Annotated in this window: 17 protein-coding genes and 1 tRNA gene; 11 read left to right on the top strand and 7 right to left on the bottom strand. The window is 41.2% G+C overall.

Annotation, left to right across the window (positions count from 1 at the left end; all coding sequences use genetic code 11):
• Positions 1 to 14: 14 nt before the first annotated feature.
• The gene (locus NSMS1_RS13220; protein ID WP_224093889.1) at positions 15 to 2,084 is read right to left on the bottom strand and encodes a S9 family peptidase; all 2,070 of its coding nucleotides are present in this window, start codon (positions 2,082 to 2,084) and stop codon (positions 15 to 17) included.
• A gap of 37 nt (positions 2,085 to 2,121) precedes the next feature.
• Positions 2,122 to 2,880, bottom strand: a complete 759-nt coding sequence (locus NSMS1_RS13215; protein ID WP_224093886.1) for a hypothetical protein — start codon at positions 2,878 to 2,880, stop codon at positions 2,122 to 2,124.
• Positions 2,881 to 3,152: 272 nt separating this feature from the next.
• Here NSMS1_RS13215 and hemE point away from each other — a divergent pair, with 272 nt between their 5' ends.
• The 5 genes from hemE to NSMS1_RS13190 all read left to right on the top strand — a co-directional run bounded on the left by hemE (position 3,153) and on the right by NSMS1_RS13190 (position 7,553).
• Positions 3,153 to 4,205 carry a uroporphyrinogen decarboxylase gene (hemE, locus tag NSMS1_RS13210; protein ID WP_224093884.1) on the top strand — a complete coding sequence of 351 codons (1,053 nt, stop codon included), beginning with the start codon at positions 3,153 to 3,155 and terminating at the stop codon, positions 4,203 to 4,205.
• 156 nt (positions 4,206 to 4,361) lie between these two features.
• Positions 4,362 to 5,318: an NAD-dependent epimerase/dehydratase family protein gene (locus tag NSMS1_RS13205; protein ID WP_224093882.1), complete on the top strand. Its 957-nt coding sequence runs from the start codon at positions 4,362 to 4,364 to the stop codon at positions 5,316 to 5,318.
• A gap of 40 nt (positions 5,319 to 5,358) precedes the next feature.
• Positions 5,359 to 5,544 (top strand): hypothetical protein, encoded by a 186-nt coding sequence (locus NSMS1_RS13200; protein WP_224093880.1) that lies wholly within the window; start codon positions 5,359 to 5,361, stop codon positions 5,542 to 5,544.
• Positions 5,529 to 5,825 carry a type II toxin-antitoxin system RelE/ParE family toxin gene (locus NSMS1_RS13195; RefSeq protein WP_224093879.1) on the top strand — a complete coding sequence of 99 codons (297 nt, stop codon included), beginning with the start codon at positions 5,529 to 5,531 and terminating at the stop codon, positions 5,823 to 5,825. Before NSMS1_RS13200 ends, NSMS1_RS13195 begins: the two co-directional genes overlap by 16 nt.
• 141 nt (positions 5,826 to 5,966) lie before the next feature.
• Complete coding sequence (locus NSMS1_RS13190) at positions 5,967 to 7,553, top strand: B12-binding domain-containing radical SAM protein (protein WP_224093878.1); 1,587 nt, start codon at positions 5,967 to 5,969, stop codon at positions 7,551 to 7,553.
• Between the two features lie 77 nt (positions 7,554 to 7,630).
• On the opposite strand, the gene msrB is transcribed toward NSMS1_RS13190, so the two are convergent.
• Positions 7,631 to 8,125: a peptide-methionine (R)-S-oxide reductase MsrB gene (msrB, locus tag NSMS1_RS13185; protein ID WP_224093876.1), complete on the bottom strand. Its 495-nt coding sequence runs from the start codon at positions 8,123 to 8,125 to the stop codon at positions 7,631 to 7,633.
• Positions 8,126 to 8,618: 493 nt separating this feature from the next.
• Here msrB and ssuD point away from each other — a divergent pair, with 493 nt between their 5' ends.
• Entirely contained in the window at positions 8,619 to 9,779 is a 1,161-nt protein-coding gene (gene ssuD / locus NSMS1_RS13180) for an FMNH2-dependent alkanesulfonate monooxygenase (RefSeq protein WP_224093874.1), read from the top strand.
• Between the two features lie 38 nt (positions 9,780 to 9,817).
• Entirely contained in the window at positions 9,818 to 10,384 is a 567-nt protein-coding gene (gene ssuE / locus NSMS1_RS13175; RefSeq protein WP_224093872.1) for an NADPH-dependent FMN reductase, read from the top strand.
• Between the two features lie 181 nt (positions 10,385 to 10,565).
• Here ssuE and NSMS1_RS13170 read toward each other — a convergent pair whose 3' ends face one another.
• Positions 10,566 to 10,793, bottom strand: a complete 228-nt coding sequence (locus tag NSMS1_RS13170; RefSeq protein WP_224093870.1) for an HNH endonuclease — start codon at positions 10,791 to 10,793, stop codon at positions 10,566 to 10,568.
• 102 nt (positions 10,794 to 10,895) lie between these two features.
• Positions 10,896 to 11,516, bottom strand: a complete 621-nt coding sequence (pyrE, locus tag NSMS1_RS13165) for an orotate phosphoribosyltransferase (protein ID WP_224093868.1) — start codon at positions 11,514 to 11,516, stop codon at positions 10,896 to 10,898.
• 101 nt (positions 11,517 to 11,617) lie between these two features.
• On the opposite strand from pyrE, the gene NSMS1_RS13160 reads away from it, so the two are divergent.
• Positions 11,618 to 12,052 carry a hypothetical protein gene (locus tag NSMS1_RS13160; protein ID WP_224093866.1) on the top strand — a complete coding sequence of 145 codons (435 nt, stop codon included), beginning with the start codon at positions 11,618 to 11,620 and terminating at the stop codon, positions 12,050 to 12,052.
• Between the two features lie 209 nt (positions 12,053 to 12,261).
• Here NSMS1_RS13160 and NSMS1_RS13155 read toward each other — a convergent pair.
• Positions 12,262 to 12,334 (bottom strand) — tRNA-Ile (locus tag NSMS1_RS13155).
• A 203-nt stretch (positions 12,335 to 12,537) separates the two neighbouring features.
• Here NSMS1_RS13155 and NSMS1_RS13150 point away from each other — a divergent pair.
• Together NSMS1_RS13150 and NSMS1_RS13145 are read left to right on the top strand one after the other, a co-directional pair.
• Entirely contained in the window at positions 12,538 to 13,239 is a 702-nt protein-coding gene (locus NSMS1_RS13150; protein WP_224093864.1) for a hypothetical protein, read from the top strand.
• Between the two features lie 93 nt (positions 13,240 to 13,332).
• Positions 13,333 to 14,682, top strand: a complete 1,350-nt coding sequence (locus NSMS1_RS13145; protein ID WP_224095224.1) for a hemolysin family protein — start codon at positions 13,333 to 13,335, stop codon at positions 14,680 to 14,682.
• 95 nt (positions 14,683 to 14,777) lie between these two features.
• Here the strand turns inward: NSMS1_RS13145 and queC are convergent, their stop codons facing one another.
• The gene (gene queC, locus NSMS1_RS13140; protein ID WP_224093862.1) at positions 14,778 to 15,452 is read right to left on the bottom strand and encodes a 7-cyano-7-deazaguanine synthase QueC; all 675 of its coding nucleotides are present in this window, start codon (positions 15,450 to 15,452) and stop codon (positions 14,778 to 14,780) included.
• 1,021 nt (positions 15,453 to 16,473) lie between these two features.
• Here queC and NSMS1_RS13135 point away from each other — a divergent pair.
• Entirely contained in the window at positions 16,474 to 17,550 is a 1,077-nt protein-coding gene (locus tag NSMS1_RS13135; protein WP_224093860.1) for a Gfo/Idh/MocA family protein, read from the top strand.
• Positions 17,551 to 17,596: the final 46 nt, after the last annotated feature.

The raw sequence follows: 17,596 nt of genomic DNA, 5'->3' as shown, positions 1-17,596 counted from the left end.
CTGCTGATTGACAACTAAACTAAACCCAAACAATCTAAAATAAAAGCATACTCAAAAGCCAGTTCACGTAGGCTTTCATAACGCCCAGATGCGCCACTATGTCCTGCATCCATATTAGTTTTAAGCAAGAGAACATTGTTATCTGTTTTTAGCTGTCGTAGTTTGGCTGTCCATTTAGCTGGTTCCCAATATTTCACACGAGAATCATTTAATCCAGCAATAATTAGCAAATGGGGATAATCTTTCGCCTCGACGTTATCATAAGGCGAGTAAGATTTCATATAGTCATAGTAGACTTTATCGTTGGGATTACCCCATTCTTCCCATTCCATTGCTGATAGGGGTAAAGAGGTATCTAAAATTGTTGTCACAACATCTACAAAAGGGACATCAGCAACTACAACCTTAAATAATTCGGGACGGAGGTTAATGACTGCACCCATCAATAAACCGCCTGCACTACCACCACTAATTGCAAGGCGATCGCTTGCTGTCCAACCTTCTTTAATTAAATACTCAGCGCAGGCGATAAAATCTGTAAAGGTATTCTTTTTGTTGAGAAATTTACCATCTTCATACCATTTTCGCCCCATTTCTTCGCCGCCGCGAATGTGTGCGATCGCACATACTATTCCTCTATCTAATAAAGCTAGTCTAGCTGATGAAAATGAGGCTGGATAAGAGACACCATAGGCTCCATATCCTGTTAACAGTAAAGGATTTTTGCCATTTTTTTCAATTCTTTTTTTGTAAACAATTGATATAGGAATTTGTTTACCATCTTCAGCCGTAGCTAATAACCACTCACTTCCATATTGAGTTTTATCGTAATTGCCTAAAACTTCTGTTTGTTTTTTCAACTCTTGTTCGTGAGTATCCATATTATAATCAAACACAGAAGGCGGCGTAATTAAGGAATTATAATTAAACCGCAAGATATTAGTATTAAATTCTGGGTTACTACCTTCAGAGAATTGGTAAGTCGGTTCAGGGAAGATAATACTTTTTTCACTCCCTGTAGATAAGTTTCTCACCCTGGCAGTTTTTAAACCATCTTTCCTTTCATAGATGACTAAATGATTATTAAACAGACTCACCCCTGATAGCAACACATCCTCACGGTGAGGTATGATAGTCTGCCAATTTTCCTTCGATGGTGCAGCTATAGGAGTTTTTACCAACTTAAAGTTAACTGCTTCTTCATTGGTGACTATATAAAAGTAATCACTATGATGATCAACGTCATATTCTATTCCTGATTTCCGTTGATAAATTATTTGAAATTCCCCATCTGGATTATTTGCATCTAGATAGTGGAACTCTGTAGTGATGCTGCTTTGCAAACTCATCAATATATATGATTGACTGCGGGTTTTGCCTACAGCTAAGGCATAAGCATTATCAGGTTCATGATAAATTAACTCATCTTTTTCTGGTGATGTGCTTAAAGTATGTTTATAAAGTTGATAAGGACGATTTGCCTCATCAATTTTGGTATATAAGCAAGTTTTATTATCGTTAAACCAACAAAATGAATAAGAAGTTTCTGCAATTTGTTCTGGATATAACTGATATGTATTTAAGTCTAGAAATAGCAGAGTATATTGCTCAGAACCACTAGTATCATATGAGTAGGCTAAAATTTGATGATTAGGGCTAATAGCAAATGTACCTAATTCAAAGAAATCATGTCCTGCGGCTAATTCATTTTCATCTAAAAGTATTTCTTCCGGCGCATCTAAATTATCTTGTTTGCGGCAATAAATGCGATAAGCTTTGCCAGCTTCTGTGCGAGAATAATAATAATAATTATCTTTACGGTAAGGTACTGATAAATCCGTTTCTTTAATCCGCGATAACATTTCATCGTAGAGTTTGCTTTGCAACTCCTCGGTATGCTGCATCATCGCTGATGTATAAGCATTTTCAGCCTCTAAATACTCAACTACTTTTGGGTTATCTAGATCACGTATCCAAAAGTAATTATCGATGCGGCGATCGCCATGCAATTCTAAAACATGAGGCTGTTGTTCTGCAATGGGTGGTGTAACTTGGTTGTGCGAAATCCTATCCTTGTTTATCATATCTGCAACCTGCATTTTAAATCCAGCAAATAGCTACTTAGGATGAGCTAGTAATTTTAGCTTTGCGTTGTAAGTTTCTTTTTAAACTACATAAGCCCATTGCCGGGATAATTCCTAGAATAATAGCGGTAAATCCCTGTTGACTCCAATACAATACAGGAGTTCGGTAAACTTCGGGAAGTAAATTTTGTCCTAAAGAAAGCAGCCACACTAACAAACTGATACACACAAAAGAGACGGAAGGGAAAAAACTCCACCACCAACACTTAGCAGCATAGCGACGTAAAACTAGCCATTGTAATAATCCCAGCCAAATGCCGGAAAAAATGTAGGCAAACGTTGACAAAAAACTCAAAATATATGTTATTTCTATAGTTAAATTTTCATTAAGTGTAGTTGCAATAAATGAAAGATAGTTGTTCCAAGCTGTAGCTACATGATGAGCAATTATCCAACCGATGCTGGTAGCAAGCAGCCATAAACGCCCAGAAAGATAACGGCGCATTACTAAAGCTTGATCAGCCGCAAAGACTACAGCAAATAAAACATTGCTAAGGAATTTCACCCAAAGAACCCAAGTTTCTGGCGCAGATACAATTAAATTTGGCCAATTTTCCCAAATAATTTTTTCTAAAGCGATACTGGCAATACCACCGACAACCCAACCCATGATAGTCATCAAGGTAAATTGGAGAAAGAACATGCGACGCTGAGAGCGTGGTATTAATAATCGACTTAAATGAGAATTAGTACTAGCTGATGCAGCACGAGGTGAGCTGTGAGAGTTGGCTTGCATATTAAGTTTAGTAAAGCTAGGTAAAAGTATTAGGAGGCAAAAGACAGAGGGCAGAAGGTGATTAAAGACGTTTATAACTCAACTACTGAATTTCCGTTTCATCAGCGTTTTCAAGTTATTTTGACTTCAGCAAAAAAGCAATACTAAACCGCAAATTTATTTTTAACCTCCTGCCTCCTGCCTCCGGCCCCCTGCCTCCCTTGAATAAAGCGTAATCCCAGAATGATAAGCTAAACAGTGAAATAAAAAAGTGACTTAGGATGAAGTGTTAAATGGGTCTTACTTCAACGGCTCCTCACCTTTTACGGGCTGCTCGTGGTGAAATTGTAGATCGTCCCCCTGTATGGATGATGCGCCAAGCGGGACGATATATGAAAGCATACCGGGATTTGCGGGAAAAATACCCTTCGTTTCGCGATCGCTCAGAAATTCCAGAAGTAGCGATCGAAGTTTCCCTGCAACCCTGGAAAGCTTTCCAGCCAGACGGAGTAATTTTATTTTCCGATATTGTCACCCCTTTACCTGGCTTGGGGATTGACATGGACATTGCGGAAGGTAAAGGCCCAATCATTCACGCGCCTATTCGTACTCAAGCACAAGTTGACGCACTGCGCCCTCTAGAACCAGAAGCGGCTTTACCTTTCATTAAAACCATTCTGGGGGCGTTACGCCAAGAAGTAGGCGATAAATCGACGGTATTAGGCTTTGTGGGTGCGCCGTGGACTCTCGCCGCCTATGCAGTGGAAGGTAAAGGTTCCAAAACCTACTCTGTGATCAAAAATCTGGCATTCTCAGATCCGAAAATTCTGCATCAACTCCTAACTAAATTAGCAGATGCGATCGCTGTTTATGCCCGTTACCAAATCGACTCCGGCGCACAAGTAGTGCAAATGTTCGACTCTTGGGCAGGACAACTCAGCCCCCAAGATTATGACATCTTTGCCCTACCCTATCAGCAACGAGTATTCCAGCAAATCAAGCAAACCCACCCCGATACACCCTTGATTTTGCTAGTCAGTGGTAGCGCAGGCGTATTAGAACGCATGGGACAATCGGGTGCTGATATCGTCACTGTAGACTGGACAGTAGATATGGCCGATGCTAGAGCCAGATTAGGCAAACAGATGAAGGTACAGGGTAATCTTGATCCTGGCGTACTTTACGGCTCTAAAGATTTTATCCGCGATCGCATCATTGATACCGTGCGTAAAGCTGGTAATTGGGGTCACATTCTCAACCTCGGACACGGTGTACTACCAGATACCCCAGAAGAAAACGTTGCCTTCTTCTTTGAAACAGCCAAACAACTAAATGCGCTTGTGTAGTCATTAGTCAATAGTCATTAATCCTTAGTCATTGGTATTTCGTCTGGGAACTATTGGCTTGGGATTAGAGACTATTGACCTTTAAGTAAAGATTTAATGAGGCCAGTGAAGATATTCTACCTCCTGCCTCCTGCCCTCTGCCTCCTGCCTTCTTCTATGACAAAACGAATTTTAGTAACGGGTGCTAGTGGCTGTATTGGTCACTATATTAGCGAAGCCTTAATTCAAGAAACAGATTACGAACTATATTTATTAGTTAGAAATCCTAGTAAATTGCAAGTTGAAACGCAATTTCGCCCAGGTATTACTGTATTACAGGGTGATATGCTCAATATTAATAAACTTGCTGATTTACTGCCCACAATTGATGTAGCTGTACTCACAGCAACAGCTTGGGGTGGTGAGCAAACCTTTGATATTAATGTATCTAAAACTATAGAGTTACTTAATTTATTAGATCCAGACCGTTGTGAACAAGTTATTTATTTTTCTACAGCCAGCGTTTTAGATAGCCACAATCAACCACTTAAAGAAGCAGGTGAGATTGGCACAGATTATATTCGCTCTAAATATGAGTGTTTACAGAAAATATCACATCTAGGAATTGCACCAAAAATCACCACCGTTTTCCCCACTTTAGTTTTAGGTGGCGATGCCAAAAAACCTTACTCTCATCTCACTTCTGGGATTCCTGAAGTTGCCAAATATATTAATTTAATTCGCTTTTTGCAAGCCGATGGTAGTTTCCACTTCATCCACGGTAAAGATATTGCCAGCGTAGTTAAATATTTAATAGTTAATCCTCCTAAACAAGATGCAAAGCGTAGACTAGTATTAGGACAAAAACGTTTAACAGCTAACCAAGCAATAGAAGAAGTTTGCAACTATCTAGGCAAAAATATTTATTTCCGCATTCCTTTATCTATCTCATTGGCAAATCTAATTATTGCTGTATTTCGCATTCAAATGGCGGCTTGGGATAGATTCTGTATGAACTATCGACACTTCACTTATGACACAGTGATTAATCCTGAAAGTTTTAGCTTGCCAAATTATTGTGCAACTATGAGCGATGTCTTAAAAATTAGCGGTGTTAAGGGTCAGAAAACTTGAGTTAAAATGATTTTTATACTCCCTATAAACCATAACAGTCATGAGCGACAGAGACACAGTTCTAGAATTAGTAAAGCGATTACCTGCCAACGTAACTTTACGTGAGATTCTTCGAGAAATTGAGTTTATTGCTGCTGTAAAAGAGGGGTTAGCTGAAATTGATCAGGGAAAAGGTGTTTCACTTGAATCTGTAGAACAGATGATTGAAGGATGGATTACCAAGTAATTCTTTCTCCTAAAGCTGTAGGAGATTTAGAAACAATTGTCAGATACATTGCTTTAACTAATCCTGAAGCCGCGAGAAAGCTGGGACACAAACTTATACAAAAAGCTAATGAGTTAAGTCAATTCCCATTCAAAAATCAAAAAGTAACTGAATTTGATGATGCCAATATTCGCCAGCTTATTCTTAAGCCTTATCGCATTATTTATAGAGTAGAGGAAGATAAAAAACAAATTAGTATTGCTAGGTTTTGGCATTCAGCACAAGAAAACCTAGATATTTAAAGGAAAATTTAGATAGGTTGAATATTTTTGTATCATAAGCAAAAGCATTTGCGCTAAACTAAAGCAAATTTAACAAAAAGTCAATAAGTAATTATTTTTGTTAGCGTGGGAATACAATCACAGCGTGAGGAATGATACGAGATGCGAATCCTATTAGTGTATCCAATATTTCCCAAAACCTTTTGGTCTTATGAAAAGATTTTAGCTTTGGTCGATCGCAAGGTATTGTTACCACCTTTGGGTTTAGTAACAGTGGCAGCAATTTTGCCCCAGGAATGGGAATTTAAGCTGGTAGATCGCAATATCCGTCCAGTTACAGAAGAAGAATGGGCTTGGGCTGATATAGTTATCTTCTCTGCAATGATTGTGCAGAAACAGGATTTACTAGAACAAATTCAAGAAGCAAAACGCCGTGGTAAGTTAGTCGCCGTTGGTGGCCCCTATCCTACCTCTACACCCAGCGCAGTCCAGAACGTCGGTGCAGATTTTCTCATTCTCGACGAAGGGGAAATCACCCTACCCATGTTTGTGGAAGCAGTGCAGAAGGGAGAAACTTCTGGCACATTCCGCACCGCCGAAAAGCCAGATGTAACGAGTACACCCATACCCAGGTTTGACTTACTAGAATTAGATGCCTATGACATGATGTCGGTGCAATTCTCACGCGGCTGTCCCTTCCAGTGCGAATTTTGTGACATCATCGTTCTCTACGGACGCAAACCCCGGACTAAAACCCCAGCACAGTTATTAGCAGAGTTGGATTACCTCTATGAATTAGGCTGGCGGCGTGGTGTGTTCATGGTGGATGACAACTTTATCGGTAACAAACGCAATGTGAAATTGTTACTGAAAGAGTTAAAAGTTTGGATGGCTGAACATCAATATCCATTCAAATTTGATACTGAGGCTTCCGTTGACTTAGCGCAAGACCAAGAATTACTGGATTTAATGGTTGAATCTGGTTTTTCTGCCGTCTTCTTGGGAATCGAAACACCCGATGAAGATAGCTTGCAACTGACGAAGAAGTTTCAAAATACCCGTAACTCCCTAACAGATGCAGTGCAAACCATCATCAAGGCTGGGTTACGCCCAATGGCTGGGTTTATTATTGGGTTTGATGGTGAAAAAGCAGGCGCAGGCGATCGCATCGTGCGTTTTGCTGAACAAGCAGGCATTCCCTCTACCACCTTCGCCATGTTACAAGCATTACCTAACACAGCATTGTGGCATCGTCTGAAGAAGGAAGGACGTTTACGAGAAAACATAGAAAGTAACATCAACCAAACAACGTTGATGAACTTTGTCCCTACCCGTCCCTTAGAAGATATTGCCAGGGAATATATTGAAGCGTTCTGTGCTTTATACGACCCTGTAAAATACTTAGACCGCACCTATCGTTGTTTCCTCATGTTAGGTGCGCCACGTTATAAAACACCATTTAAAATGCCAGAATTGGTAGTAATTAAAGCCTTATTAATCGTCATTTGGCGGCAAGGTATCAAACGTGAAACTCGTTGGAAATTCTGGCATCACTTGTTCAGCATCCTCAAGCGTAACCCTGGAGTAGTTGAACATTATATTTCCGCCTGCGCCCACAACGAACATTTCCTAGAATATCGCCAAATTGTCCGCGACGAAATTGAAAAACAACTGGCTGAATATCTAGCACAAGGTGCAGAAACACCCTATGTACCAGTAGAAGCAAAAGCTGAGGCTGTAGCGAGTTAAATCGGGCGTTGGTAATAGCTAATAGTAATACAATTACCCATTACCTATTACCAATTACCCATTATCTATTACCCAAACTATGCAGGCTCAAACTTTAACGATACACCATTCATACAATAGCGCTTACCAGTTGGTGCAGGCCCATCATCAAAAACATGACCTAAATGTCCACCACAACGGTTGCAATGTACTTCAACTCTAGTCATGAAAAATGACCTATCTACAGTAGTACCAATTGCACCTTCAATAGGGTTGAAAAAACTAGGCCAGCCAGTACCACTGTTAAATTTAGTATCAGCTGTAAACAAGGGCTGTCCACAACCAGCGCACACATAAGTCCCTTCACCATATTCCTTATCAAGTGGACTGGTAAAAGCCCGTTCAGTGCCGTGTTTGCGTAATACTCGATATTGTTCTGGTGTTAGAATTGATTGCCATTCTTGGTCAGATTTAGTAATTTCAAATTTAGTATTAGAAGCTGCCATTATTTTTGACCTTTGGAAAATATAGGGTGATAACAAAGCTGTGCTAACTAATGCTGCACTAGCTTGTAAAAAATCACGTTTCTTCATATATTTATTATTTTCTATTTTTTACTCAGCTATCTCAGTCACGATGTTGGGATTCCTCTACCTTGACACTAAGTATTACTAACTTTTCTGAGTTGGGGCTGATAGATAGATGAGAATATTTGAATAAGTTATTGCGCATCTAAATTAGATATTCTCTCTTGTTGACTTGTTGACTGTCAACGAATCTCATACTCTAACGTTTCAATTTGCATCGATTTTGAGGTAGCGATCGCCAACCTTAGATAAACTCGCTCTATCTCTGCAAGAAACAGGGTTGCATTTAAGTCAAGACAGCCTCAGCTAAATCACGACTGCTAATGACTCTGCGTTAAAAAAACCTCTAGAACTTCCTGCCACTTTCACTTAATATACATTTATCCGATAAATGTACCGTACTTTTTGCCACATCCTCTTGCTTGACAAAAGGGAATGTGTAATACTTAAAATTAATTACGGTATTCCTATCGATTTACCGATATTAAGGACAAGACTCATGCAGCTACTATGGTTCATCCCCACCCACGGCGATGGACGTTACCTTGGTACTGCCACAGGGGGAAGGGCAGTTAATTTTCAGTACTTCCGGCAAATTGCCCAAGCAGTGGATGACCTGGGTTACACAGGGGCATTACTTCCTACAGGACGTTCTTGTGAGGATGCTTGGATTGTGGCATCTTCACTATTACCACTAACTCGCCAAATGCGTTTTTTAGTGGCAATTCGTCCTGGGTTAACGTCTCCGGCGGTAGCAGCAAGAATGGCGGCAACTTTTGACCGTTTATCCGGTGGTAGGTTGTTGATTAATGTGGTGACAGGTGGCGATCCGATAGAGTTAGCTGGCGATGGCTTACACCTAAATCACGATCGCCGTTACGAACTAACAGATGAATTTCTCACGGTTTGGCGATCGCTTGCCAGTGGTGAACAAACTAACTTTCAAGGCGACTACCTCGACATCCGAGATGGGAAACTGTTATTTCCCCCAGTGCAAAAACCCCATCCACCCTTATGGTTTGGCGGTTCCTCCCCCATCGCCCAAGAAATCGCCGCTAAACACGTAGATGTTTACTTAACTTGGGGTGAACCACCAGCACAAGTAGCCGAGAAAATAGCCACAGTCCGCCGACTAGCCGAAGAACAAGGGAGAAAACTTAGGTTTGGTATTCGCTTACACGTAATTGTGCGCGAAACCGAAACAGCAGCTTGGGACGCAGCCAATCAGTTGATTAAGTACGTGGATGATGAGGCGATCGCCAAAGCCCAAAAAGCTTATGCCCGTATGGACTCAGAAGGACAACGCCGCATGAGTCAACTACACAAAGGTAGCCGTGAAGCATTAGAAATTAGTCCTAACTTATGGGCTGGAGTCGGGTTAGTTAGAGGCGGCGCGGGTACTGCCTTAGTTGGTGATCCCGATACCGTAGCCGCCAGGATGTTGGAATATACAGAATTGGGAATTGAAACCTTTATTCTCTCTGGCTATCCCCATTTAGAAGAAGCATATCGCGTTGCCGAGTTACTATTTCCCCGCCTGCCTTTAAATAATTTACCTATAGTCGAGCAACAACATGTTCTCAGTCCATTTGGTGAGATTGTTGCCAACGAAGATTTCCCGAAACAACAGCACAAAGAAAAGGCAACCTTTGTGTCTTAAGAGAGCAGAACTATAAAATACTATTGGAGTTTAATCAAATGGCACGTATTCTAGCGATCGCTGGTAGCCCTTCTCATCCATCTAGAACATACGGAATTTTAGAACATACCGCCAAACTATTACAACAAGAAGGCTTACATGTTGATATTCTTTCTGTACGTGATTTACCCGCCGAAGATTTAGTATTTGGCAAGTATGACAGCCCAGCACTAGAACAACCAAAAGAACTATTAGCGAAAGCAGATGGTGTCATTATTGCCACACCTATTTATAAAGCTGCTTACACAGGCGTATTAAAAACATTTCTCGACTTGCTACCGCAGAAATCATTAGCAGGAAAAGTAGTTCTTCCCATCGCCACAGGTGGAACTATTGCTCATTTATTATCAATAGAATATGCCTTAAAACCCATCTTAGGCGAATTAGGAGCGCGGCATATTTTAGCTACTGTTTACGCCGTAGATAAACAAATTGAACGTCAAGACGATGGTAGCGTCAAACTCGATGCAGAACTTGACCAAAGACTTAATGATGTTCTCAAAGATTTAGTCAAAGCGGTGAAAGCATATGCCGCAGCTACTCAAGAATTGGTTAATGCAAATTAATCTAGTTCATTTAGTCCATAGTCCATAGTCAAAAGTCCATAGTAAAAAACCAATGACTAATGACTAATGACTAATCAAGTTTATACCTCCGTATGCTGTTAGCAGATGACTCAACAAAATTCATCTGCTACATTTCTTAAAACCCAGAGAAAACTATTACAATTACACCTAAATATATAAATTAATTATGTTCATTGCTGAGTTTTTCGAGAGTATTGAGTTCTTGAGCAAGAACTTTGTTATCAAATAAAGTATGAATCTGACGATGACAGGCAGAACAAATATTGATTGTTTCTCCTGGGTCTTGTTTTTTGCGTTTGGTATTTTGTCGCGGAACTAAATGATGGACAGTTAAATCATCCATTTCCCTTTGACACAATTCACATTGCTGTGGTTGCTTGTTAGACACTATAAATTTGCTGAACTCGTATCTTCTAGGATAACTATTCTCACAACTTAAAAGTGCGATCGCCCATTGCTCAAAACTTGTCAATAAGGCGATCGCATTCTACTAACTATTTAACTCTCGATACCTTTGTTGCAGATCCGCGATCGTGAACACAGCTACAAACTTCAACCCGACAGACTCGTAAAACTCTGCTCCCCCTTGCTGTCTGTCTACTAAAGAAATTACCTCATCCACAACATAACCAGCCGTCCTGAGTCGGTCAACAGCTTTCATGGCCGATTGTCCAGTTGTGACGACATCTTCTAGAACTGCTACTTTAGTACCTTCTGGCAGATTCGGCCCTTCAATATACGCTTTAGTACCATGACCTTTAGCTTCTTTACGAATAATTAACGCTGGTATGGGTCTATTTTCATACGCAGAAACCACACTCACTGCTGTCACCATTGGATCAGCCCCCAGTGTTAATCCGGCTACTGCTTGAGTGCCTGGAGGTAAAATAGACAAAAGTACCCGACCAATGGCTAAAGCGCCTTGGGGATGCAGTGTTACCTGTTTACCATTTATATAGTAAGAACTTGGTTGTCCTGAAGCCAGGACAAACTCACCCTCTTGATAAGCAAGTTGACAAAATAAATCCAGTAGTTTTTGCCGCAGGGTAGGGACATCAGCACTGGCTGCCCAATTATCCGACTGCGTAGGGGTTTCAGTAGAATACGTCATTACAAAACACTAAAAGTTATGCTACACCAAAGGTTGAACTCATCGGAGTTCTGAAATTAAGCATAAGTTAAGATTTGCCAGAAATTTGAGGAGTAAAAAAAATGGGTATAAAATTTCCGCCCCTCAGTGGTTTATTTGTGCTGTTAGCGACAGCGATCGCATTTCCTTCTATAGCCGTTGCCGAACCAGCCGTCCCCAATTATGAAAGCGCAAATGAGATATTTGAGCGGGCTTATTTCCGCCACGATCGCAATTTTTACGAAAATTCTACTCCCAAACGCCAGTTAGACGCATTGTTGGGTTCTGGCTCTGGTTTTCGCAATTCCTTTCCCGAAAATGAAATTGCTCGTGATGCTGAGTTAGTCAACACACTCTACCGCGATGTCCTCAAGCAACAATCCATGAACGACCCCTATCTACGCACACCAGACATTCCTAACCCTTACGATACATCCTTGCTCATGTCCCCGCGCATGAATGCCAATAAACTCAGGACAGGAACAGAATTTCGATTTGACAATTTCACACAAAGATAAGAGTTCTGAGTGCTGAGTTGGGTTAACTACGGGTTGAAACCAAAATAGGTGAAGAGTTAAGGACAATAATTCATAGCTCAGTGCTGACAGAGCGCCAGGATAACAACTCTAACTGAATAACTCATAACCCAACACTCAGCACTCATGACTGCTTACTCAGCACACGCCGAACGCGCCGCTACCGCTAACAGCACTCATAACTCATCTAATCCAGGGTGCAGGAGTTGAACCTGCCTTGGGCGAATTATGAGTTCGCTGCCTCAACCGCTCGGCCAACCCTGGTTAAGTTCTAATTGTATCCTAGAGTATCAAACTTGGGTAGCTTCTAAAATAGTTTATTAGATTTTTATACTACATAATTTAATTATGGAATAGAGGAACTATGATTGATTGAGTTATGTTAACCAACAAGCTATATAGCTTCAAAAGTCTTAACATAGACCAGCTAATATAGACCAGCATTCTTCTGCAACAGCTTGTCAGCAATGAGAATAAATTCTACTGTACTTCTAACTTTGATTTTGTTATTCCTGATGTTAGGCGCAGGCTCCGTAAGTGCGTTTCTAGGATTTGACTTGGGAAGTTCCGCACTCAAAGGTGTGACTACACCAGATGGTCGTCCCACCAGCAAGTTTGCCGCTAGTAAAGCAAATAGCTCACAAGCAGGGTCGGTAACCTTCTTAAAAGAAGAAGAAATATTAAAAATTGTTAAGTCGCGTATAGATGGTAAGTCAAAAGCTGCTAAGTCCGAAAAAGTAAATGAGGATGATGAGGAGATTAGCGGCAAAAAGGAAAAAGCACAAGAAAAACCCAAGGAAGTAGTAGAAGAAAAACTCCAGCCTGGGTTTCCTGTTAGTGCCGAGAGTGAAGGGGTAACAATGACAGTACAATCTGCGCGTTACTCTGGCGGTGATTTACTGCTAAAAGTCAAAATGCAGAACAAAGGTAAAGATTCTGTACGCTTTTTGTATAGCTTCTTGGATGTTACTGATGACAAAGGTAGAACTCTTAGTGCAAGTACAGAAGGTTTACCCGCAGATTTACCCACCAACGGCCCAGCATTTACTGGTACTGTCAGCATTCCCACAGCTTTACTAGACGATGTGAAAAAAGTGTCTCTCTCTCTGACAGATTATCCAGATCAAAAGTTGAAGCTAGAAGTGACAAATATTCCTGTAGATAAGTAATTCAAAATTAAAGAGTTCTGCCTTTTGACTATGGACTATGGACTAATGACTAATGACTAATGACTAATGACCAATGACTAACAAAATTTGGCGGTGAACGAATTTCCTAATTTGAGTTTGACAGATGTGGGGCTGCGATTGTTATCAGTGCTGCTGCTGATTTTGATCAATGCTTTTTTTGTCGCGGCAGAGTTTTCGATAGTGACAGTCAGGCGATCGCGGATTCATCAGCTAGTTATGTCTGGTGATATTCAGGCGATCGCAGTTGAGTCACTACAGCGCAACATCGATAGATTGTTATCTACAACCCAGTTAGGTATCACCCTTTCTAGCTTGGCTTTGGGCTGGATAGGGGAAAGTTCGATTGCCGTAATTATACGTGCGTGGATGAAATCTTGGCCATTACCCGCCAATGTGAATAATTTTGTTGCTCATTCTCTATCAATTCCCATTGCCTTTTTCTTGATAGCTTATTTGCAAATCGTTTTAGGCGAACTGTGTCCCAAATCCGTGGCCATGCTGTATTCAGAACAGTTAGCCCGTTTTTTGGGGCCGGCTGTCAGAGCGATCGTGCGTTTTTTCCGTCCCTTTATTTGGATTCTCAATCAATCTACCAGTTATTTATTAAAGCTATTTCGCATTGAATACACAGGTCAAAGCTGGCGACCACCTGTAACCCCAGAAGAATTGCAGTTAATTATTTCCACAGAAAGGGAATCTACAGGCTTACAGATGGCAGAGAGAGAACTGCTAAATAACATCTTTGAGTTTGGTGATATAACAGCACAAGATGTGATGATTCCCCGCAACGGAATTATTGTCTTATCTAACGATGCGACATTTCAACACCTACTCGAACAGATGATCAGTACGGGACACTCTCGTTATCCCATCATTGGCGAATCTTTAGATGATATTCGGGGAATTGTCTATTTTAGAGATTTAGCCAAACCCTTAGCAGCCAATCAGTTATATCTAGAAACACAAATTCAATCTTGGATGCGTCCAGCGCGGTTCGTACCAGAAAACACCCCTCTTAGTGAACTATTACCAATGATGCAGCAAGAAAAGCCAGCAATGGTCATAGTCGTCGATGAATTTGGCGGTACTGTGGGATTGGTGACAATCCAAGATGTGATTGCAGAAATTATTGGCAATGCTGGTCAACCCTCAAATAATGAGGACTTGCTAATTGAGATGCAAGACCCGCAGACGTTTTTAGTGCAAGCCCAAATCAATCTAGAAGACCTGAACGAAGTTTTGCATCTCAATTTGCCTTTAACAAAACAGTATCAGACCCTAGCCGGATTTTTACTCTATCAGTTCCAAAAAATGCCCATCAAAGGCGAAACTTTCCACTATGACAACATCGAATTTACAGTCATCTCCGTTGACGGGCCGAGGCTGCATCAAATTCAAGTGCGGCGCTTGGGTGGAAGTTAGGGGATGAGGGAGTGGGGGGAGATGAGGGAGACAATATAAGTAGAAATTCTTCCCTTACTCCCCCTACTCCCCAAACTTCCCCCACTCTCCACTCTCTAAGCATAAGGAACTGGATCTTGTAACCCCAATTCTGCAAAAGCTGCTAGACGTAAGCGGCAAGAATCACAAACGCCGCAAGCGACATCTGCACCGGCATAACATGACCATGTTAAGTCCCAAGGAACGCCTAATTGATTGCCTAATTGGATGATTTCGGTTTTTTTCAGATTGATTAAGGGCGCAACTATTTCTATGGGTTGACCTTCGCGTCCCTGTTTGGTTCCCAGGCGGTAAACTTCCTGCATCGCTTGGATATAGTCGGGGCGACAGTCTGGATATCCTGAATAATCTAGAGCGTTGACACCAATATATACTCGCTGTGCGGCGATCGCTTCCGCATAAGCCAAAGCAAAACTCAAAAATATCGTGTTCCGTGCCGGTACGTAGGTAATAGGAATATTTTGTGACATTTCATCCAACGAACGCTCTTGTGGCAAATCAATCGAGTTGTCTGTCAATGCTGAACCACCCCACAGGCGTAAATCAAAATTTACCACTTGATGTTCTATTACCCCAGCTTTTTGTCCTACTAAAAAAGCAGAGTCCAGTTCTCGTCGATGTCGCTGTTGGTAGTCAAAAGATATAGAGTAACACTCACAACCATCTGCTTTAGCTTGATACAAAATTGTCGAAGAGTCTAGTCCACCAGATAGTAAAATTACAGCTTTCATTTCAGTTTCAATTTTTGGGCAGTGAATCAATTGTGGATTTTAGATTTGTGATTTTAGATTGACTGTGCGCCCATTGTTGAGACGCAACTTAGGGATTTTAAATTTGTTTTGCCCAGATAGGGCGGGGTTTATACCGAAAAGACAATCCAAAATCCGTCTTGAAAAGTTGAGCCACTGCGTTGCGGAGAGAAGTTGCAAGGAGGGTTTCCCTCCGGGCAAACTTCGGGGGTTCCCCCCGTTGTAGCAAGTGGCGTTCCAGGGCGCGGGAAACCCCTCCGGGTAAATCCTGCGTATATGCTACGCGAACATCAGTTACCTACAAAACTTTCCGCAAAATTTAAAATTAGCAAGGTTAATCACAAAATTATCTTTCTACCGCTAGCTAGAAGCAACCTTCAATACACTGTAAATTTTAGGTGTTCAAAGCCAAAAGCATATATATTAGTAAATTCTAAAAGGGCAAATCTTAGCAACAGAAATGTTTCTATCTTCTACTTTCTGCCTGCTGCCTGCTGCCTGCTGCCTCCTCGCTCCTGCCTTTTACCGTAGCCATAGCAAAATATTTACACCATTGTCTCCCTAAAAATAGAGGACGTAATCTGCAAATAATGCAACAATCATCTAAGTCTAACTGCTATGACAATCTCAGATAAATATTTTTTTATCTGTTCACCTACGTGTATTATTTATAATAATTAGTGATTTTACTAACAATAAAATCATTGATTTTCCATATAGTTATTTTATTAACTAAATTACTTTCAGGGATTATTTTACCGAGGTTAAAATGTAATAAAATATACATAAATTTTCAGCATAAATCTCAGAAAATTGAGAAATTTAGAAATGTCTATAACAAAGACAGCCAAATTACGGGAACTGATTACAAAGTTTGAAATTCTTCATGAACAGGCCTCTATGTTACCATCTGGATGGTTTTAGACGGATCATAATTGGCTGTTTAGTATAAAGGCCAACGGCCATAGCGTCTCTAAATTTGGTGGTTGAGGAGAGAACAATAGTGCAAAATAGCATGTCAGTGGCAGAACCAAATTCATTTTCACAACGTAACCAGCCACGACCAATTCGCATAGGCGTAATTGGTGTGGGTAACATGGGCCAGCATCATACCCGCGTACTCAGTTCCATGAAAGATGTTGAACTGGTTGGCGTGGCAGATATCAACGTCGAACGAGGCTTAGAAACTGCCAGTAAATACAAGGTGCGTTTTTTTGAGGATTACTGTGACTTGCTTCCTCATGTGGAAGCTGTCTGTGTTGCCGTCCCCACTCGCTTACATTACGCCGTGGGGATTAATTGTCTGTTAGCCGGAATCCACGTTTTAATCGAAAAACCCATTGCTGCTAGTATTTCCGAGGCGGAATCGCTAGTGAATGCTGCTGCTGAATCTCAGTGTATTCTGCAAGTAGGTCACATTGAGCGCTTCAACCCAGCCTTCCAAGAACTAAGCAAAGTCTTAAAGACTGAAGAAGTTCTTGCACTAGAAGCTCATCGCATGAGTCCCTATTCAGACCGAGCCAATGATGTTTCAGTCGTGCTGGATTTAATGATTCATGACATTGACTTGCTATTAGAACTAGCTGCCTCACCAGTAACAAAATTAACCGCCAGTGGAACCCGCGCCTTAGATTCTGGTTATTTAGATTATGTAACTGCGACTTTAGGGTTTGCTAATGGAATTGTGGCGACTCTCACAGCCAGCAAAGTCACTCATCGGAAAATCCGTCGCATAGTTGCCCACTGTAAAAACTCCTTTACCGAAGCGGATTTTCTCAAGAATGAAATTTTGATCCACCGTCAAACCCCTGCTAACTCACTAAATGACCATCGTCATTACAGACAAGATGGCGTAATTGAGAAGGTTTATACCACCAACATTCAACCCTTGAGCGCAGAACTTGAGCATTTTGTTAACTGCGTACATGGTGGTAATCAGCCCTCAGTCGGTGGTGAACAGGCGCTCAAAGCCCTCAGATTAGCAAGTTTAATTGAGCAGATGGCTTTGGAAGACCGGGTGTGGAACCCCTTGGACTGGCAATCTGAATCAAGAGTGCAATCACTAACTCCAACTGTGTAGACACAGACGAGGAAATAGGGAGAGATGAAGAAATGATTCTTTCCCT

It is taken from the genome of Nostoc sp. MS1 (assembly GCF_019976755.1).
Classification (GTDB): domain Bacteria; phylum Cyanobacteriota; class Cyanobacteriia; order Cyanobacteriales; family Nostocaceae; genus Trichormus.
The sequence above is the reverse complement of the archived record's forward strand: the minus strand, read 5'-3'. Positions and strand labels throughout refer to the sequence as shown.